Genomic DNA, 17,838 nt, shown 5'->3' on the forward strand with positions numbered 1-17,838 from the left:
CCCCTCGCCTATTTCGGCGCCATGCGCAGCGAGGCATCGAGCCGTACCACCTCGCCGTTGAGGTAGGGGTTGTCGATCATGTGCATCGCGAGTGCGGCGAACTCGTCGGGATCGCCGAGGCGGTGCGGGAACGGGACCGCGGCAGCAAGCGAATCCTGCGCCTCCTGCGGCAGGCCGGCGAGCAGCGGCGTGCGGAACAGGCCGGGCGCGATCGTCAGCACGCGGATGCCGAACTGCGCGAATTCGCGCGCGATCGGCAGCGTCATGCCGACGATGCCGCCCTTCGACGCCGAATAGGCGGACTGTCCGATCTGGCCGTCATAGGCCGCAACCGACGCCGTGTTGATGATGACGCCGCGCTCGCCGCTCGGCTGCGGCTCGAGCTTCGCCATCTCGGCGCCCGCGAGCCGCAGCATGTTGAACGTGCCGATCAGATTGATGCGGATCACGCGCTCGAAATCCGCCAGAGGCATCGGCCCGTCGCGGCCGACCACGCGCTTGGCAACGCCGATGCCGGCGCAATTGACCAGCACCCGCGCCGGCCCGTGGACCTTTGCGGCCTGCGTGATCGCAGCTTCCGCGGACGCGGAAGCCGCGACATCGCAGGTGATGGCGGTGCCCTTGATCTCGGCGGCGACGGTTTCCGCGAGCTTGGTGTTGAGGTCGCAGATCGCGACCCTCGCGCCAAGCGCGGCAAGCCTGCGGGCGGTGGCCTCACCCAGCCCCGATGCGCCACCGGTGACGATGGCGGCCTGACCCTTCATCTGCATGCTATCCTCCCTTGAACGAACTGATGCTGACTATAGCGCGATCACGCGCGGCGATGGCGGCTCGGCATAAAGTTCCTCGATCAGCCCAGCACGGTGTTCCAGCACCGCGCGCTGGTTGATCGACCCTTTGTCGGTGACCTCGCCGCGGTCGATCGACAGCGGCGCATCCAGCAGCATCGCGCGCGCAATCCGGGTCGAGGAGCCGGTCGCGGCGGCGAGCAGCCGCTGCAACCGCTCGCGCAATGCGGCGCGAATGCCGGGATCGGCGGCGACGGTGGCGACGTCGTCGGCGGCAAGATCGGGATTGATCAGCCGGCAGCCGTCGGGATCGGGGATCAGGATCGCCGCGACCTCGTCGCGGTTGATGCCCGCAATGACGACGTCGCGCACCAGCGGCGCGCAGGCCGCGATGACCCGCGCGCGCAGCGGGCCGACGCTGACCCAGGTGCCGCTGGCGAGCTTGAAATCCTCGGCGATGCGGCCGTCGAAATCGAAGCCAGCGTGAAGATCATCGGGATCGATCGGTTTCAGCGCATCGCCGAACTTGTAAAAGCCTTCCTCGTCGAAGGCCGCACGGGTCAATTCCGGCTGGCGCCAGTAGCCCGGCGTGACGTTCGGTCCCCTGGCGCGGACCTCGAGCTTGCCATTGTTGGGCACGAGCTTGGCCTCGTTGCCCGACACCGGCAGGCCGACATGGCCGGAGCGGCTGGTCGATGGCTTCACCGACATGAAGAACGGCGCGGTTTCGGTCGCGCCCAGTCCCGTCAGCATCGGCACGCGGAAGCCGGTCTCGGCCACCGCAAGCTCGTCGAGCCCGTTCCAGATATGCGGCGAAAGCGCCGCGCCCGAGAAGAACATCGCATGCAGCCGGGCGAAGAATTTTCCGCGCAGGGAAGCGTCATCGCGCAGATATGGCAACAGCTGCTCATAGCCCTTGGGCACGTTGAAATAGACGGTCGGCGAGATCTCGCGCAAATTCCGCACCGTCTCCTCGATGCCGCCAGGCACCGGCTTGCCGGCGTCGAGATACATCGAGCCGCCGTTATAGAGCGTGAGCCCGAAATTGTGGTTGCCGCCAAAGGTGTGGTTCCAGGGCAGCCAGTCGACGATCACGGGCGGCTCGTCCTTCAGGAAAGCGAGCGTCTCGCGCAGCATCACCTGGTTGGCGCAGAGCATCGCCTGCGTGTTGATCACGGCCTTCGGGTTGCCGGTCGAGCCCGAGGTAAGCAGGAACTTGGCGATGGTGCCGGGACCGATGGCGTCATGCGCGGCATCGAGATGTTCATGCTCCGGCGTGGCCAGCAGATCGGAAAGCCGCGTGACGTCGCGGCCCGGCAGTCCGCCGCGGCTTGCAACGATCTCGGCGTCATCGGGCACGGTGGCGGCAAGTGCTGCGGAAAATTTCGCGGCATCGTCGGCGAACACGAGGCCCGGCGTCAGAAGCTTCATCAGATAAGCGAGCTTGCCAAAGTCCTTCGACACCAGCGAATAGGCCGGCGAGACCGGACAGAACGGGACGCCTGCATAGAGCGCGCCGAAGGCGACCAGCGCGTGATCGATCGCATTGCCGGAGAGGATGACGACCGGCCGCTCCGCCGAGAGACGGCGCGAAAGCAGCGCGGAAGCGATCTGGCGGGTCGCGCGCAGCAATTCGGCATAGGTGAGCCGCCGCCAGCCCGCGCCCGCGCGCTCCGCCATGAAGACGCGGTCCGGCGCGGCATCCGCCCAGTGATGCAGGCGATCGGTGATTCGCGTCGGATAATCGGTGAGCTGCCGCTTCGGGCGCAGATAGATGGCTCCGTCGTCACGGCGCTCGATCGCGACATCGGGATCGCCGAAGGAGATCGCGCGTAGCGGATGAGGCTTGTCCTTGGCGATCATGGCCGGATGCGCGCTCCTATCGGGCCGGCTTGACCTTGGCGGTCCTGCGATCGAGGAAGGCGCGGATGCGCCGCTTGGCCTCCTTGTCGCTCTGCGCCACGGTCGCCATCAGGGATTCCATCAAAAGCCCGGTCTGCGGGTTGGCCTCGGCGATCATCGGCAGCGCCTGCAGCACCGCAAAGTTCGTGAGCGGCGCATTCGCCGCGATGCGCCCGGCGAGCTCCAGCGCCTTCGCAAGCGCGCCGCCCTCCTCCACGAGATATTGCGCAAAGCCATAGGCGGCGCCCTCGGTCGCCGAATAGACGCGGCCGGTCAGCATCATGTCGGTCATGCGGGCAACCCCGATCAGCCGCGGCAGCCGCACCGAGCCGCCGCCGCCGACGAAGATGCCGCGCTGGCCCTCGGGCAGCGCGAAATAGGCGGATGGCTCTGCGACGCGGATATGCGCGGCGCAGGCAAGCTCGAGCCCGCCCCCGATCACCGCGCCCTTCAGCGCGGCGATCACGGGCACGCGGCTATACTGGATGCGGTCGAACACGCGGTGCCACATCTGCGAGTGGCGCAGCCCCTCGGTCGCGTCGTGCTCGGTAAGCTCGGAAAGGTCGAGGCCGGAGGAGAAATGATCGCCGACGCCGTGGATCACGACGGCGCCGACATCATCGGGCAGATCGACGAAGCAATCGCCGATCGCGTGGATGATGCCGTCATTGAGCGCGTTGCGCTTGGCCGGCCGGTTCAGCCCGACCGCCAGCACCGCACCGTTTCGTTCGATCGTCAGCAGCGCCTGACCAGCGGCGCCCGCGGCGTTTCCCATGGGACATTGTTCCTGTCCAGAATAGTTATGTTTTATAACGATTGGCGAAGGAGTCAACACGACGAGGCGGGACCGGTCGTTCTCTTCCCCTCAGGATGCCCGAGCGGCAGCGAGGGCGGGTGAGGGGTTCAGATCTATCGAGAGACAAAAACCCCTCACCCGGCTCGCCGGCGCTTCGCGCCGTCGATCCACCAAGGGGAGAGGGTAAGAGGAGCTACAGCACCTCGTGCACGTCGACGACGACGCGGTCGGGGTGGCGCGCGGCGGAGGCCACGAAGATGCGCTGCATCAACCAGCGATAGCGCTCCTGACCGGTCTCGAATTTCGGCACGGTGCGGAAATAGATCAGCTTCGGGTCGACCGCTTCGCCGCGCTTGAGCTTTTCGAGCAATTCCGCCGGGCCGAAGCGGATGCCGCGGTTCTCGACATAGACGACCGCGCCATCGTCGGTCTCGAAGGCGTATTTCGCCTCCAGGTCGATCAATTCGTCGGGACGGACGATCTGGAAATCCGCGCCGAAGGGAAGCACCTTCCCGGTGATCGCGCCGGTCACCTCGCCGCCGAGAATCGGGATGATGCGGCGCACGCCATGGCCGGTCTCGCCGGCGGACGTCACCGCGCCGACGCGAGCGGTAATGGTGAAGACGTATTTCGTGGCAAGCTGCGGCACCATACTAGTGGTCCGATTCTAACATTCGCATCCCGTCTTAGCATGCATATTTGCGAATGTTAGAATCAAAGGACCACTAGCAAATATTTGTTGCTAGTGGAGTTTGGATTTGACATTTCGCTTGCGCGCCTGCGGTGGTTGGGTAGCGAATGTCAAATCCACTCCACTAGCCGATCATACGCTGCGGCAGCCAGGTCGCAAGCCAGGGCAGCGAGATCAGAATCACGAGCCGGATCAGGTCGGTGACCACGAAGGGCAGCACGCCGACGAAGATCGTGGACATGTTGACGTCCTTGATCACGCTCTTGATCACGAACACGTTCATGCCGACCGGCGGGTGAATGAGGCCGAGCTCGACCGTCATCACGATGATGACACCGAACCAGATCGGATCGAATCCGAGCGCGGTGACCACCGGAAACACGATCGGCACGGTGAGGATCACCATCGCCATCGCGTCCATCAGGCAGCCGAGCACGAGATACATCAGAAGGATCAGCGCCAGCACGCCGTATTTGCCGATGCCGAGCCCGGTGAGGAACTCGGTGACGTGCTGCGGGGTCTGGGTGATGGTGAGGAAATAGCCGAAGCAGAGCGCGCCGATCAGCACCGTGAAGACGGCGGCCGCGGTGCGCGTGGCCTGCAGCAGCGATTGCAGGATGCCGTCTTTCGAAAGCTTGCCCCTGACGACGCCGATGATGAAGGCGCCGACCGCGCCGACCGCCCCGGCTTCCGTCGGGATGAAGAAGCCGCCGTAGAGCCCGCCGATCACGAACACGAACAGCAGCAGCGGCGACCAGACGTCGCGCAGCGCCAGAAGGCGCTCGTGCCAGGTCGCGGGCTTGCCGGCCGGCAGGAAGCCGGGCCGGGTGACGCCGATGATGCCGATCGTGATCATGTGCATCACGATCGCGAGCAGGCCGGGGATGATGCCGGCGATGAAAAGCTGGCCGATGTCCTGCTGGGTGATGATGCCGTAGACCGCGAGCACGGTGGACGGCGGCAGCATGGCGCCCAGCGTGCCGCCGACCGCGATCACGCCGGTGGCAAAGGACTGCGGATAGCCGTAGCGACGCATTTCCGGATAGGCCACCGCGGAGAACGTCGCGGCGGTGGCGACCGACGAGCCGGAGATCGCGGCAAAGCCGCCGCAGGCGGCGATGGTGGCAATGCCCAGCCCGCCCTTCCAGTGGCCGACGAAGGTGTTGGCGGCGCGGAACAGCTCGCGGCTGATGCCGGACACCGAGACGAACGCGCCCATCAGCAGGAACATCGGGATCACGCCGAACGAGTAATCCGTCACGGTGCGCATCGTGGTCTGGCCGACAAGCTTCAGCGCCGGCGCGAGCCCGGTGAGATAGCCAAAGCCGGTGATGCCGACGAGGCCCATGGCCATGCCGACGGGCACGCGCAGCAGCATCAGCACGAACAGGCTGATGAAACCGATCAAAGCGACGGCTTCGTTGCTCATGGCTACTCCGCCGTCTTGATTCGAGGATCGTGGATTTCTTCGGGGTGGAAGATCAGCCGCCAGGTGCGCACCGCGATCAGGAGCACCGCCGAGACGTCGCCGATCCACGACACCAGGAAGAACGGCCAGATCGGCACCTGCAGGTCCATGGTGACGATGTGCTCGGCCCGCGTGCTGGCCACCTTGTCGAACAGCGTGTAGGTCTGCACCGTCACCACGAACAGGAGCACCAGGGTCGCGAACACGTCGATCATGCGCTGGTAGCGCGGCGAGACGTTGGCCCAGACCAGATCGACGGTGATGTGGGTGCCGCGATAGCTGGTCGCGGCAATGCCCCAGAAGATCAGGATGCCGAGCAGGAACTGGCCGAAATTGTAGTAGTCGGGGATCGTCACCGCGAAGAATTTGCGCATGAACACCGCGGTAAAGGTGTTGAGCGCGACGATGCCGACGAAGAACGCCGCGATCCATTCGATCGAGTCGATGAAGCGGTCCATGACGTTCTTGCGCGCCTGCCCGGACGGACCGGCGGGCACGCCGTCCTCGTTCGCCTGCCGATCAGCGGTCATGGCGACGTCCCATGCTTTGCCCCGCCGCGGTCTGCGACGGCGGACAGTAACGCGAACGATCCCGGCATCATGGCCTGCACTCCTCCCACGGTCGTCCGGGCTTCGCCAGCGCCTGGCCGCCCATGTTGGTATTGATTAACATGTTATCGAGTTTTTGCGCGCTTGCCAATCCTCCTGTTTGGCGGGCGCTGCGGGGCCGGCGCGGCGAGCCCGTCGACGAGCCGGCGCAGCAGCGCGAGCAGCGCCGGCTTGTCGCGTCCCACGATCGCGTCGAGCCGCGCGTCATGGGCGTGCGCGATGACGCGCAGCCGGCGCAGCATGGCCTCGCCGGACGCGGTCAGCTTCACGCCATAGCTGCGCTGATCCCTGTCCTTGCGACGGCGCGCGATCAGCCCGCGCGAATCGAGCCCGTGCAGGGTCGCAGTCAGCGTGGAACGGTCACGGCCGCACAGCCGCGACAATTCGGTAGGCGTGAGGCCGGGATTGGCCGACAGGATCGACAGGATGGTGTACCAGCCGGGCTTGAGGTCGGCCTTGCCGGCGGCCTGGCGCAGCGCCTGGAACGAGGCCTCCTGCGCGATGCGCAGGAAATAGCCGATCAGGTCGGAGAAGCCCGGCGGCACCGAAAGCTCTTCCGGCGGCGCGCTCGCGCCGGCCCGAGGGCTTCGTACGCTCACGGTCTGGCGCTTGTCCTGCGCGCGCGGCGGACGAATGGCCTTGTCGTCGCGCCGCGTGCGCTTGTCTGGCTTGAGCATAGTGCCTCTTGATCGGAACGGATGCTTCAAAACGGATAATGCTGCGGGCCCTCGATGGTGATCCACCGCAGATCGGTAAATTCGGCGATCGCCGCCTTGCCGCCGAAACGACCATAGCCCGAACCCTTGACGCCGCCGAACGGCATCTGCGCCTCGTCGTGCACCGTCGGCCCGTTGATGTGGCAGATCCCGGTCTCGATCCGGCCAGCGATATCAAGCGCGCGGTTGATATCGCGCGAAAACACCGCCGCCGACAATCCATATTCGGTGTCGTTGGCGACGCGCACCGCCTCGTCCGCGTCCTTGACGCGGATCACGCTCTTGGCGGGCCCGAACGATTCCTCGCGGTAGATCCGCATCGTCTCGGTGACGCGATCGACCACGGTCGCCTCCATGATCGAGCCGTTGCGCCCGCCGCCGGCGGCGACCACCGCGCCCTTCGACCTGGCATCGGCGACCAAGGCCTCGACCTTCTCGGCGGCCTCGACCGTGACCAGCGAACCCAGCACCACATGTCCGCGCGGATCGCCGGACGGCAGCTTTTTCGCGCGCGCGGCGAATTTGGCGACGAAAGCGTCGGCGACGCTTTCCACCACGATGATCCGCTCGGTGGACATGCAGATCTGGCCCTGATTGGCGAAGGCGCCGAAGATCGCGGCGTCCACCGCCTGGTCGAGATCGGCATCCTCGAGCACGATCAGCGGCGCCTTGCCGCCGAGCTCGAGCAGCACCGGCTTCAAGTGACGGCCGGCGGTCTCCGCGATGATGCGGCCGACCCGGGTCGAGCCAGTGAAGTTAATGCGCCTGGTGGCGGGGTGGGCGATCAGCGCCTCGACCACCGCCGCGGCATCCTGCGGCTGGTTGCTGATGACGTTGACAACGCCGGCGGCGAAGCCGGCCTCGCGGAACACCTCGCCAATCAGGCTCTGCGTGCCCGGACACATTTCCGAGGTCTTCAGCACGACCGTATTGCCGCAGGCGAGCGGCATCGCGATCGCGCGGGTCGCCAGGATCACCGGCGCGTTCCACGGCGCGATGCCGACGCAGACGCCGGCCGGCTTGCGCACCGCAAGCGCCAGCGTTCCCGGCTTGTCGGACGGGATCACCTCGCCGGAGACCTGCGTCGTCATGGCAGCGGCCTCGCGCAGCATGTTGGCGGCAAGCATGACGTTGAAATGCGCCCACGGCGCGGTGGCGCCGGTCTCGGCCGTCATCAATGCGGCGAAGGCGTCGCTCCTCGCCTGCATGGCGTCGGCGGCCTTGAGCAGGAGCATGCGACGCGCGGTCGGCGCGACCGCCGACCAGGCGGGAAAGGCGCGCGCGGCGGCCTCCACCGCCATGTTGGCGTCGGCGACGCTGGCGGCAGCGGCCGAGGTCGCGACCTCGCCGGTCACCGGGTTCCGACGCTCGAAGCGTCGCCGGCCTGCGGCGTCACAATCGGCATTATCGATCAGAAGCTGGACGTTCATCGGCGCGCTCCCTCTGAATTCCCTGATTCCGGTTCCGGGCGATGGTGCCGGCCCGCTGTCGTTGTCCCGACGCCTAGCAAAACGGCGGGAGCCGAACAAGATGCTTTGAGACCAAAGTATTTGTCCCGGAGGTCTTCCCGTATCCACTGCTCGGCGGGCGCGGGACGGCTTCGGGCGGCGCTATCCCTCTCACATACGAAAATGCCCGGGACCAACCCGGGCATTTGCACCTTGGCCGGATGTGGCCACGCCTAGATCCCGGCCTCGTATTTCTTCAGGGTCGCCTGCAGGTCGGCATCGATGGCCGCGGCATCGCCGCCCGCCTTCTTCACCGCCTCCGCCCAGCTGTCATGGAGCGGCTTCACCGCCTTCTTCCACTGGTCGAGCTGCTCGGCGGTGAGCGGATAGACCTCGTGGCCGGCCAGCGCCTTCATCTTGACGCGGCCATTGGCCTCGAACTCGGTCCAGGGATCGGTGACCTTGGCGGCCCATTCCGGCGAGCAGTGGTCGTCCATGACCTTCTTCTGCGCGTCCGACATCGCGTTGTACTTTGCAAGGTTCATGTTGTAGGTGAACACGGTCGAGTAGAGCGGCACGTCCATGTGATACTTCACGACCTTGTCGATGCCGAACAGGAAGATCGAGCCCCAGGGGAAGGTGATCTCGTCGGCCACGCCGCGTTCCAGCGCGTCACGCGATTCCGGCGCGGAAGCCTGCACATTGGTGCCGCCGAACATCTTCACCATCTCGCCGATCGTGCTCTGCGCCGGGCGCACCTTCACGCCGTTGAGATCGGCAGGCACCAGTATCTTCTTCTTGCCGTGCAGCGCGCCGGGATCGTGGATGAAGGCGAAGCAGAGCTTGGTGTCCTTCATCTCGGTCGGCGCGTATTTGTGATACCATTCGTTGAGCGCGAGCGTGCCCTTCTTGCCGTCGGAGAACACGAAGGGAAGCTGGCCGGCGGCCGCGATCGGGAAGCGGCCGGGCTGGTAGCCGGGATTGACGTAGGTGACATCGGCGATGCCGTCGCGCGCCATGTCGTAATGGTCGAACGCCTTGCCGAGCTGCTCGGAGGGGAACACCGAAACCTTGATGGTGCCGCCGGAAGCCTTCTCGATGTCGGCCGCCCAGGCCTGCGTCGCCGGCACCAGCGGATGCGCGGGCGGCACCCACAGCGACACTTTCAGGTTGACGGTCTTGTCCTGCGCGAACGCGGGCGTCACGCTGGCTGCCAGCAGCAACGCCATAAACGTCTTCCTCATCGGCATCGTCTCCCTCGTGGCTCGGGCTGCAACGCCCTTTGCAGCCATCGTTATATGATATAATTATCGTGGCTCGGGCTGCTGCGAAACGCAGCCGCACCGTTCAAGCCTATAACATCGGGAGGATCAAGTATTGCGGACGAAAGTAGCAATCATTGGCGCAGGGCCGGCGGGATTGCTGCTCGGGCAATTGCTGCACCGCTACGGCATCGACAACATCATTCTCGAGCGCCACACCGGCGACTACGTGCTGGGGCGTATCCGCGCCGGCCTGCTCGAAGAAGGCACGGTCGCGCTGCTCGACGAGGCCGGCGCGGGACAGCGCGCGCATCATGAGGGCCTGGTCCATGACGGTATCGAGCTCGCCTTCGGGGGAGAGCGCCACCGCATCGACATCAAGGCGCAGACCGGCAAGACCATGATGATCTACGGCCAGACCGAGGTGACGCTCGACCTGATGAACGCGCGTCAGGCGGCCGGCCTGACCACGGTCTACGAGGCGGCCGACGTCACGCCGCTCGATTTCGACGCCGGTAACCCCAGGGTGACCTACGTCAAGGACGGCAAGACGCACGAGATCGCCTGCGACTTCATCGCCGGCTGTGACGGCTTCCACGGCGTCAGCCGCGCCAGCGTGAAGCCGTCGGCAATCGAGACCTTCGAGCGCGTCTATCCGTTCGGCTGGCTCGGCATTCTCTCCGAAACCCCGCCGGTCAGCCACGAGCTGATCTACAACAACCACGCGCGCGGCTTTGCCCTGTGCACGATGCGCTCGACGCATCGCAGCCGCTATTACCTGCAATGTCCGCTCGACGACCGCGTCGAGCAGTGGCCGGACGACCGCTTCTGGGACGAATTGAAGCGCCGGCTCGACCAGAAGGCGGTCGACAGCCTGATCACCGGCCCTTCGATCGAGAAGAGCATCGCACCCTTGCGCAGCTTCGTCGCTGAGCCGATGCGGTTCGGCCGGATGTTCCTCGCCGGCGACGCCGCGCACATCGTGCCGCCGACCGGCGCCAAGGGATTGAACCTCGCCGCCAGCGACGCGCATTATCTGGCTGTCGCGTTGCGCGAGTATTATGACGAAAAATCCTCCGCCGGCATCGACGCCTATTCGAGAACCGCGCTGGCGCGGGTCTGGAAGGCGGTGCGCTTCTCCTGGTGGATGACCACGATGCTGCACAAATTCCCCGATACCGACGGCATCGGCGCGCGCATCCAGATCGCGGAGCTCGATTATGTCGTGAGCTCCAAGGCGGCCTCGACCTCGCTTGCGGAGAACTACGTCGGCCTGCCGTTCTAGCCCGGAGGAAAGGCGCCCGGCCTGTCCATGGACTTTCGTTGCAACTCTGACGAGGAGATCACGCAATGACGTCAAGGCGGGACTTTCTGAAGACGCTGGCGACGACCGGGGCCGCGACCGTGCTCGGCCCCATGACGACGCAACCGCTGCTCGCCGCGGCCGACGCCGTCGCTGCGCGCGAACAATGGGATGCGGGCGCCGTGGCGCACCTGCTTCCGACGGTCAATCACGAAAGGATGCTGATCAAGGTTTCGTTCGCCCGTCCGCTGACCGAAACGCCGTTGCTCCGGCTCGACAACGGCTCGACCGTCGCGGGCGAGCGCACCGATTCCGTCGGCGAGGTGTGGCAGTTCGATGCCAGCGGCCTGAAGCCGGCGACGGACTATCGCCTCGCGCTCGCCGCCGGCGACGGCCGCCCGCTATGTGAACCGTGGACGCTGCGGACCTTTCCTGCGCCGAGCGAACGGCCGGAAAGACTGCGGCTCCTGATCTACACCTGCGCCGGCGGCCATGACGTATTCACGCCGGTCAACGGCAAGACCATGTTCCTGCCGGTCGCGGTGCGCAAACGGCTGTTGCGGCGTGGCCTTTCGTTTCAGCCCGATGCGCTGATCGCCAATGGCGACCAGGTCTATTGGGACCTCGCAGCCCCCCGCGCCTCGCCCATGCTCGGCGCCTCGCAGCGCGCGAAAGACTACGCGGGCCCGTTCGAGCGCGCCCAGCCGGTGTTCGGCACACCCAACGAGCGCTTCCTGAAGCGCGCCGCCGGCGAGCAGATCGCGCCGCTCTACGGCACCGATTGCCGTTCGACGCCGGTGTTCTTCATGCGCGACGACCATGACTATTTCGACAATGACGAGGCGACCGACGACATCGTCACCTTCCCGCCCAACCACTGGATGCGTGACCTCGCGCGCAATACGCAGCGGATGTACTATCCGGAATTCCTGCCTGATGCGGCGCGGCCCGCGGGATTGCCGGGGGCCTCCGCGCTCGACCGGCCACCCGGCGCCGCCGAATCCTTCGGAACGCTGCGCTATGGGACGCTCGCGGAAGTTCTGCTGTACGAGGTTCGTACCTCGGTGACGCTGACGGGGCCGAGCGCCGTGTTCCTCGATCCCGACGTCGAACGATGGCTGATCGATCGCATGGCGGCAAAGGACACGGCCCATCTGATCAACATCCCCTCGAACCCGCCGGGCTGGAGCGCGGGCAAGTGGGGCGAGTGGTACCCAGACCTGCTCGACGCCAACGGCAAGCTCAGCGTCGAGAAGCCGAAGCCGTACTGGCAGAGCGGATGGCTGAAGCAGCATGACCGGTTGATGACGGCGGTCTCCGGCATGCGCGATCGCATTCCGCTGGTCGTGAGCGGCGATCTCCACGCCATCGCGGAAGGCCGCATGCTGCACACCGGCTCCATCGATCTCGGCACGAACCCGGTGAACGTGGTGTTGTCCGGCCCGCTCGGGACTGGAGATCTGCTCTGGCCGTCGGCGTTCCGCGGCATCGGCGCCATGCCTCCCGTCCATCTCAACATGCAGGAGAACCTGAAGCCGATCGAGGAAAACGGCTTCCTCATCGCGGACCTCACGCCGGACAAGATCGTGCTGCGCTTCTTCCGCTGGAACGCGCACAAGGACCCGCTGGAGGCGATCGACACGCTGGAGCCGTTCCGTACCACCGAACTGAAACGGCCGGGCTGAGCGGACGCGCCGCCATTCCGTTTAAAACTTTGTAGGCGGTGAATTCCGTCGCGCCCTGGCGTTCAATGACCGCCGTCACCTGCCAGGAGGCGCGCATGTCCGCCGAAACCGTTCCGGACGGCTTTGAGCCGCATTTCCGCAAGAGCCCGCTGACCGACCCCTGGGAGCCGCTCTACGCAAAGCGGACCGACAGGGCCGTGATCATGGGGCTGCGGCTGGCGAGGCCGCACACCAATTCCCGCGGGCTGATCCATGGCGGGCTGATCGCTTCGCTTGCCGACGGCGCGATGGGCTATAGCTGCGCTCATGTGATGGGCGGAACCGCATCGCTGGTGACGGTGTCGCTGGCGGTCGATTACGTCGGCTCGGCGCGGCCCGGTCAGTGGCTTGCGGTCGAGAGCGAGGTGATCAAGACCGGCACCACGCTCTGCTTTGCGCAAAGCCTGATCAAGGCCGATGATGCCGTGATCGCGCGGGCCAACGCCACGTTCCGCGTGGTGCCGAAGAAGGAATGATCACGCGGGTGGGATGTTTTCTCGATTGGGTCAGTGCAGCCCCAGCTTCGCTTCACCTCGCCCCGCTTGCGGGGAGAGGTCGGATTGCGCGTTAGCGCAATCCGGGTGAGGGGGAATTGCCGCGCACTCCCCTCACTCTCGCAGTTGCCGACAAGAGCCCCTCACCCCAACCCTCTCCCCGCAAGAGCGGGGAGAGGGAGCAGACCGCATTCGTGGCTCAAGCGCAGTCCATCACGTGCCCTAGCCGAAATGCCAGTCGGTCGTCTCGATCACGAGATCGACGAAGGTGCGCACCTTGGCCGACAACAGCCGCGAGGTCGGATAGACCAGGTGGATCGGCAGCGGCGGCTGCTCGAACTTCTCGAGCACTGTCCTGAGCTTGCCGCGCTTGATCGCATCCGCCGCCTGATAGGCGAGCACCCGCGTCAGCCCGCCATCCTGCTCGGCATGGCGGATCGCGGCATCGGCGCTGTTGGTCGTGAAGCGCGGGGTGTGGTTGACGCGCAGTTCATCGCCATCCCGGATGAAGCGCCAGTCTGCCGTGACCGGCGTGGCGCCGAACTGAATCGTGTCGTGCGAGGGGATCGCCTCCGGCGTCTTCGGTTCGCCGCGCGCCTTCAGGTAACCGCGCGAGGCCACCACGATCCGCCGCATCTCGCCGACGTGGCGCGCCACCAGCGAGGAATCGGGCAGATGGCCGATGCGAACCGCGAGATCGACGCCCTCTTCGACGAGGTTGATCATGCGGTCGGAGAGGCGCAATTCGCCCGCGACCTCCGGATAGCGCTTCAGATAGGCCGACATCACCGGGCCGACATGCAGCCGTCCGAAACCGACCGGTGCCGACAGCACGAGCCGACCGCTCGGCCGCGTCCGCTCGCCCTCGACGGCGCCTTCGGCGTCCTCGACATCGGCGAGGATGCGCCGCGCATGCTCGAGATAGCGCGTGCCGGCATCCGTCAGCGTGACCTGCCGGGTGGTCCGCTGCAACAGCCGGGCGCCGAGGCGCTCCTCCAGCGCGGCGATCAGGCGCGTCACCGCCGATGGCGACAGCCCGAGCTTGCGCGCTGCCGGCGCGAACCCCCTGAGGTCGGCGACCGCGACAAAGGCCTGCATGGCGTCGAGCCGGTCCATGGCATTATTTCACAATACGCAACGATGAAGTGTCAATTGCATTGATTGTTTAATTTTCGAGAATGCGCATGTTTAGAGCTGAACGTCGGTGGGTCGAAGCAAAAGCCCGCCGGCTTGTGGAGGCGCAGCCATGTCAGAGGCTCATCCCTATTCCAGCGACGTGGCGTTCACGCCGGCCGTGAAGGCGATCCAGGCCCGCAAAGGCTCGCGCGAAACCTATGCGCAAGTCGAGGAGACACGCGGCTGGCGCAGCGAGATCGACGAGAACCTTGCGGCGTTCCTGGCCGAGACCAACAGCTTCTATCTTGCGACCGCAAGCGCGGACGGCCAGCCCTATATCCAGCACCGCGGCGGGCCGAAGGGTTTCATCAAGATCCTCGACAGGCAGACGCTGGCCTTCGCCGATTACGCCGGCAACCGGCAATACATCACGCAGGGAAACCTATCGGAGAATCCGAAGGCCTACATCTTCGTGATGGATTATGCCCACCGGCGGCGCGTGAAGCTCTGGGGCGAAGCCCAGGTGATCGAGGACGATCCGGCGCTGACGCGATCGCTGATGCCGCAGGGCTACCGCGCGCGAGGAGAGCAGGTGATCCTGTTCAAGGTGGCGGCGTGGGATACCAACTGCCCGCAGCACATCCCGCAGAAACTCGACGCGGCCGATGTGGCCGCGGCACTGGCCGCGCGCGATACGCGGATCGCCGAATTGGAGGCGGAGCTGGCGACACTCAAGGGCCAGTCGGCTCCCGCAACATGACGTAGCCGCTAGGCTGCCTGGCGCAGCGGCACCCAGGCGAACTCCGGATAATATTGCTGCATCATCCGGTCGACATAGTCGGTCAGGTTCTGGAACTGCTCGGCGCGTTCGCGCAGCTTGGATTCGAAGAACGGCGTCAGGATGCCGGCAAGCGCGCCGAACGCCGTGGCGTCGACGCCGGAGGGCTTGTCGCCGAACAGATAGGGTTTGCCGGCAAGCTGCACCGAGAGCGCGAGCAGCGAACGGCAGGCCAGATCGATGTCGTCGTCGGGCGCATGGCGGCCAAGCCCGCTCAACAGATAGTTCTCGGCAACGCGGAACTGGGCGTCCTCGCGCAGCTTGTCGCGCAGATGCGGTGGCGCCCCGTCGAAGAAATGGCTCGGCCCCTTGGCGAAATTCTCGATATCCACCCAGCGCGCGCCGACCAGCGCCCAATAGACATGGTGCTCGATCATGCGCTCGAACGCCCAGGCCTGGGCGCGCGCGCCGAGGTCGAGCCCGGCGTCGAAATCGAAGCCATACCTGGCCTCGAGATGGGCGCGGATGAAGGTGGAATCGGCAATGCTTTTGCCGTCATCGACGATGTAGGGTAGCTGTCCCTTTGGGGACGCCGGCGGCATCGCCCGCTCCTTGCGGTATTCGAGGCCGGCCATCTTGAGCTGAACCTCGGTCTTGGTGACGAAGGGGCTGATTTCCGGCAGGCCGAACCCGGCGCCAAAGCCGTAAAGGGTGATCATGCGAAGCTCCCGACCGCGTGAAACAGCGCCAGACCCTGACCGGACCCTGCTGCCACCGTACTGTCAGCAGCAGCACGGCGGGCGGCGAAACGCGCCCCCGCGAGGGCGCGCTCGATGACATTTTCGGCTACAGAGGAGAGCCGCCGCTCGACGAAAGCCTCGAGGGCTGTGAGGGCGTGCAGGCCAAAAGCCGCGGCCGCGCAGCGCAAATCTCCGTAATTGTGCAGCGACATCAGGCCTTGCGCGGCGAGGGCCTGGAGCCGCCAGAGCGGTCCCGCGCCGCTCTTCAAGCTGCCCTTGGCAGCATCATGGCGAGGAAGCATCATGGACAAATCCCCTTCAGTTGAAGTGTTGTCCCGTTATAGAAGGCCCCTGCTGCCAACATGCTGTCAGCATCAGTGGCACTGATCCTGACAAAAGAGGCTGCCTGAAAGAGACTTGCCTGAAAGAGACTTGCCCAAAAGAGATTTGCCATGCGACGCGCCGACCGGCTGTTTCAGATCATCCAGGTGCTCAGGCGCACCCGCAAACCGCTGACGGCGGATGCGATCGCGGCCGAGCTGGAAACCTCGAAGCGGACGATCTATCGCGACATCGCGACCCTGATCGGACAGCGCGTGCCGATCCGCGGCGAGGCCGGGATGGGCTATATCCTGGAAAAGGGGTTCGACCTGCCGCCCTTGATGCTGACACCCGACGAAATCGAGGCGGCGGTGCTCGGCGCGCAATGGGTCGCCGGCCACGCCGATCCGGCGCTGGCGCGCGCCGCCGACGATCTGATCGCCAAGATCGCCGACACCGTGCCGGAGCGGCTGCGCCCATTCGTGCTGGAGCCGGCGAGCCGCGCCCGGCCAGGTTGGAGCCGCGAGCCCGACCGCATCGACATGGTGCGCACGCGCTCGCACATCCACGAAGGCAAGAAGATCCAGCTGCACTACCGCGACGAGCAGGGCCGCGACAGCGAGCGCACGATCTGGCCGATCGCGGTCGGCTATCTCGAAGCGGTGCGGCTGCTTGCGGCCTGGTGCGAGCTGCGCAAGGACTTTCGCAGCTTCCGCACCGACCGCGTGGTCAACGCCGTCTATCTCGACGAGAGATACCCCGAAAGGCGTGACATCCTGCGGGCACGGTGGCGGCAGAGCCTGGTCTGGGAACGGCCGAAAGATACGTGAGTCGAGGCGACCAGAGGAATTTCCGATGTCTGTGAAAATCGGCGATCCTGCCGTGCCGGATCAAAGCCCCTGCCAGTCCTGCGGCGCCTGCTGCGCCTATTCGGCGAACTGGCCGCGCTTCACGATCGAGGACGACGATCAGCTCGACCTGATCCCGGCCGAGCTCGTCAATGAAAGGCTGTCGGGCATGCGCTGCGAGGGCGACCGCTGCGCGGCGCTGCACGGCGTGATCGGCCAGGCGACCGCATGCCGGATCTACTCGGTCAGGCCGGACGTGTGCCGGACCTGCATGCCGGGTGACGCCGAATGCGACATGGCGCGGCGCCGGCATGGGCTGCCGGTGCTTCACCCTCCCCTGCAAGGCGGTGAAAAGATCAGGCCGTGACGGTCTCGGTCGCCTCGTCGTCGATCTCATCATCGATCGGCACGAAGGTGGCGAGCGGCTTGGTGGACAGCGTGATCGGCTTGCGGCCGGCATAGCCGGACGACGAGCTTTGCCGCGCAGCCGGCTCGCGCGAGAGCGAATAGAGCGTGGCGCCGGCGCGGCCGCCGAACTGGATCATGTCGCGCTCGGTGCAGGAGCCGGCAATCGCAAGCGCCAGCGAATAAAGATGCGCGCGGCGATAGCAGAACATGGCCAGCATCGCGCGGACGCTGGGCGAGACACTCTCGACCAGTCGTGGCAGGCCTTGCTCGCTGGCGCGATACATCTCGCCGAGCAGTTCATCCCTGATCGGGCAGACGTCGCTGTCATAGGCGTCGCGGCTTGAAAACATTGCAGTTCTCCCCACGCGGAAAGGATGCAATGCAATTCTCTAACGAAGGGTTAACCACGCACCCCGGTAGTCACACG

General features: G+C 65.8%; 19 protein-coding genes. 6 read left to right on the top strand and 13 right to left on the bottom strand.

The window, feature by feature from the left end; genetic code table 11:
* Positions 1–8: 8 nt before the first annotated feature.
* The 9 genes from QOU61_RS34445 to QOU61_RS34485 all read right to left on the bottom strand — a co-directional run bounded on the left by QOU61_RS34445 (position 9) and on the right by QOU61_RS34485 (position 9,661).
* Positions 9–770, bottom strand: coding sequence for an SDR family NAD(P)-dependent oxidoreductase (locus QOU61_RS34445; protein ID WP_289655620.1), 762 nt, complete (start codon positions 768–770; stop codon positions 9–11).
* Between the two features lie 30 nt (positions 771–800).
* Positions 801–2,651, bottom strand: a complete 1,851-nt coding sequence (locus QOU61_RS34450; protein WP_289655621.1) for a feruloyl-CoA synthase — start codon at positions 2,649–2,651, stop codon at positions 801–803.
* Between the two features lie 16 nt (positions 2,652–2,667).
* Positions 2,668–3,465 (bottom strand): crotonase/enoyl-CoA hydratase family protein, encoded by a 798-nt coding sequence (locus QOU61_RS34455; protein WP_289655622.1) that lies wholly within the window; start codon positions 3,463–3,465, stop codon positions 2,668–2,670.
* A gap of 214 nt (positions 3,466–3,679) precedes the next feature.
* The gene (locus tag QOU61_RS34460) at positions 3,680–4,138 is read right to left on the bottom strand and encodes a DUF3237 domain-containing protein (protein ID WP_289655623.1); all 459 of its coding nucleotides are present in this window, start codon (positions 4,136–4,138) and stop codon (positions 3,680–3,682) included.
* A 163-nt stretch (positions 4,139–4,301) separates the two neighbouring features.
* The gene (locus QOU61_RS34465) at positions 4,302–5,606 is read right to left on the bottom strand and encodes a TRAP transporter large permease (protein ID WP_289655624.1); all 1,305 of its coding nucleotides are present in this window, start codon (positions 5,604–5,606) and stop codon (positions 4,302–4,304) included.
* 2 nt (positions 5,607–5,608) lie between these two features.
* Positions 5,609–6,103: a TRAP transporter small permease gene (locus tag QOU61_RS34470; RefSeq protein ID WP_502876994.1), complete on the bottom strand. Its 495-nt coding sequence runs from the start codon at positions 6,101–6,103 to the stop codon at positions 5,609–5,611.
* Between the two features lie 215 nt (positions 6,104–6,318).
* The gene (locus QOU61_RS34475) at positions 6,319–6,930 is read right to left on the bottom strand and encodes a MarR family winged helix-turn-helix transcriptional regulator (protein WP_289655626.1); all 612 of its coding nucleotides are present in this window, start codon (positions 6,928–6,930) and stop codon (positions 6,319–6,321) included.
* A gap of 26 nt (positions 6,931–6,956) precedes the next feature.
* A complete protein-coding gene (locus tag QOU61_RS34480; RefSeq protein ID WP_289655627.1) occupies positions 6,957–8,399 on the bottom strand; it encodes an aldehyde dehydrogenase in 1,443 nt (480 codons plus the stop codon).
* Positions 8,400–8,650: 251 nt separating this feature from the next.
* Entirely contained in the window at positions 8,651–9,661 is a 1,011-nt protein-coding gene (locus QOU61_RS34485; protein WP_289655628.1) for a TRAP transporter substrate-binding protein, read from the bottom strand.
* Positions 9,662–9,794: 133 nt separating this feature from the next.
* Here QOU61_RS34485 and pobA point away from each other — a divergent pair, with 133 nt between their 5' ends.
* The 3 genes from pobA (at position 9,795) to QOU61_RS34500 (ending at position 13,182) form a co-directional block, all read left to right on the top strand.
* Positions 9,795–10,964 carry a 4-hydroxybenzoate 3-monooxygenase gene (gene pobA / locus QOU61_RS34490; protein ID WP_289655629.1) on the top strand — a complete coding sequence of 390 codons (1,170 nt, stop codon included), beginning with the start codon at positions 9,795–9,797 and terminating at the stop codon, positions 10,962–10,964.
* A gap of 65 nt (positions 10,965–11,029) precedes the next feature.
* On the top strand, positions 11,030–12,667 hold the full coding sequence (locus QOU61_RS34495; RefSeq protein ID WP_289655630.1) for a twin-arginine translocation signal domain-containing protein: 1,638 nt from the start codon (positions 11,030–11,032) through the stop codon (positions 12,665–12,667).
* A gap of 95 nt (positions 12,668–12,762) precedes the next feature.
* A complete protein-coding gene (locus QOU61_RS34500; protein WP_289655631.1) occupies positions 12,763–13,182 on the top strand; it encodes a PaaI family thioesterase in 420 nt (139 codons plus the stop codon).
* A 240-nt stretch (positions 13,183–13,422) separates the two neighbouring features.
* On the opposite strand, the gene QOU61_RS34505 is transcribed toward QOU61_RS34500, so the two are convergent.
* The gene (locus QOU61_RS34505) at positions 13,423–14,316 is read right to left on the bottom strand and encodes a LysR family transcriptional regulator (protein ID WP_289655632.1); all 894 of its coding nucleotides are present in this window, start codon (positions 14,314–14,316) and stop codon (positions 13,423–13,425) included.
* 130 nt (positions 14,317–14,446) lie between these two features.
* Here QOU61_RS34505 and QOU61_RS34510 point away from each other — a divergent pair, with 130 nt between their 5' ends.
* Entirely contained in the window at positions 14,447–15,076 is a 630-nt protein-coding gene (locus QOU61_RS34510) for a pyridoxamine 5'-phosphate oxidase family protein (RefSeq protein ID WP_289655634.1), read from the top strand.
* Positions 15,077–15,084: 8 nt separating this feature from the next.
* Here QOU61_RS34510 and QOU61_RS34515 read toward each other — a convergent pair whose 3' ends face one another.
* Positions 15,085–15,813: a glutathione S-transferase C-terminal domain-containing protein gene (locus QOU61_RS34515; protein ID WP_289655635.1), complete on the bottom strand. Its 729-nt coding sequence runs from the start codon at positions 15,811–15,813 to the stop codon at positions 15,085–15,087.
* A complete protein-coding gene (locus QOU61_RS34520; protein WP_289655636.1) occupies positions 15,810–16,139 on the bottom strand; it encodes a hypothetical protein in 330 nt (109 codons plus the stop codon). The genes QOU61_RS34515 and QOU61_RS34520 overlap by 4 nt, the downstream gene beginning before the upstream one ends.
* A gap of 147 nt (positions 16,140–16,286) precedes the next feature.
* Here QOU61_RS34520 and QOU61_RS34525 point away from each other — a divergent pair, with 147 nt between their 5' ends.
* Both QOU61_RS34525 and QOU61_RS34530 read left to right on the top strand, forming a co-directional pair.
* Entirely contained in the window at positions 16,287–16,985 is a 699-nt protein-coding gene (locus QOU61_RS34525; RefSeq protein ID WP_289655637.1) for a helix-turn-helix transcriptional regulator, read from the top strand.
* Positions 16,986–17,010: 25 nt separating this feature from the next.
* Positions 17,011–17,370: a YkgJ family cysteine cluster protein gene (locus QOU61_RS34530; protein WP_289655638.1), complete on the top strand. Its 360-nt coding sequence runs from the start codon at positions 17,011–17,013 to the stop codon at positions 17,368–17,370.
* Here QOU61_RS34530 and QOU61_RS34535 read toward each other — a convergent pair.
* The gene (locus QOU61_RS34535; RefSeq protein ID WP_289655639.1) at positions 17,360–17,761 is read right to left on the bottom strand and encodes a hypothetical protein; all 402 of its coding nucleotides are present in this window, start codon (positions 17,759–17,761) and stop codon (positions 17,360–17,362) included. The two genes, QOU61_RS34530 and QOU61_RS34535, sit on opposite strands and share 11 nt — an antisense overlap.
* Positions 17,762–17,838: the final 77 nt, after the last annotated feature.

It is taken from the genome of Bradyrhizobium sp. NP1 (genome assembly GCF_030378205.1).
Taxonomy (GTDB): domain Bacteria; phylum Pseudomonadota; class Alphaproteobacteria; order Rhizobiales; family Xanthobacteraceae; genus Bradyrhizobium.

Bases quoted from the DNA above. Each gene is read 5' to 3' on its own strand.
- QOU61_RS34445 (WP_289655620.1), bottom strand. From the start codon at position 770: ATGCAGATGAAGGGTCAGGCCGCCATCGTCACCGGTGGCGCATCGGGG.
- QOU61_RS34450 (WP_289655621.1), bottom strand. From the start codon at position 2,651: ATGATCGCCAAGGACAAGCCTCATCCGCTACGCGCGATCTCCTTCGGC.
- QOU61_RS34455 (WP_289655622.1), bottom strand. From the start codon at position 3,465: ATGGGAAACGCCGCGGGCGCCGCTGGTCAGGCGCTGCTGACGATCGAA.
- QOU61_RS34460 (WP_289655623.1), bottom strand. From the start codon at position 4,138: ATGGTGCCGCAGCTTGCCACGAAATACGTCTTCACCATTACCGCTCGC.
- QOU61_RS34465 (WP_289655624.1), bottom strand. From the start codon at position 5,606: ATGAGCAACGAAGCCGTCGCTTTGATCGGTTTCATCAGCCTGTTCGTG.
- QOU61_RS34470 (WP_502876994.1), bottom strand. From the start codon at position 6,103: ATGGACCGCTTCATCGACTCGATCGAATGGATCGCGGCGTTCTTCGTC.
- QOU61_RS34475 (WP_289655626.1), bottom strand. From the start codon at position 6,930: ATGCTCAAGCCAGACAAGCGCACGCGGCGCGACGACAAGGCCATTCGT.
- QOU61_RS34480 (WP_289655627.1), bottom strand. From the start codon at position 8,399: ATGAACGTCCAGCTTCTGATCGATAATGCCGATTGTGACGCCGCAGGC.
- QOU61_RS34485 (WP_289655628.1), bottom strand. From the start codon at position 9,661: ATGAGGAAGACGTTTATGGCGTTGCTGCTGGCAGCCAGCGTGACGCCC.
- QOU61_RS34495 (WP_289655630.1), top strand. From the start codon at position 11,030: ATGACGTCAAGGCGGGACTTTCTGAAGACGCTGGCGACGACCGGGGCC.
- QOU61_RS34500 (WP_289655631.1), top strand. From the start codon at position 12,763: ATGTCCGCCGAAACCGTTCCGGACGGCTTTGAGCCGCATTTCCGCAAG.
- QOU61_RS34505 (WP_289655632.1), bottom strand. From the start codon at position 14,316: ATGGACCGGCTCGACGCCATGCAGGCCTTTGTCGCGGTCGCCGACCTC.
- QOU61_RS34510 (WP_289655634.1), top strand. From the start codon at position 14,447: ATGTCAGAGGCTCATCCCTATTCCAGCGACGTGGCGTTCACGCCGGCC.
- QOU61_RS34515 (WP_289655635.1), bottom strand. From the start codon at position 15,813: ATGATCACCCTTTACGGCTTTGGCGCCGGGTTCGGCCTGCCGGAAATC.
- QOU61_RS34520 (WP_289655636.1), bottom strand. From the start codon at position 16,139: ATGATGCTTCCTCGCCATGATGCTGCCAAGGGCAGCTTGAAGAGCGGC.
- QOU61_RS34525 (WP_289655637.1), top strand. From the start codon at position 16,287: ATGCGACGCGCCGACCGGCTGTTTCAGATCATCCAGGTGCTCAGGCGC.
- QOU61_RS34530 (WP_289655638.1), top strand. From the start codon at position 17,011: ATGTCTGTGAAAATCGGCGATCCTGCCGTGCCGGATCAAAGCCCCTGC.
- QOU61_RS34535 (WP_289655639.1), bottom strand. From the start codon at position 17,761: ATGTTTTCAAGCCGCGACGCCTATGACAGCGACGTCTGCCCGATCAGG.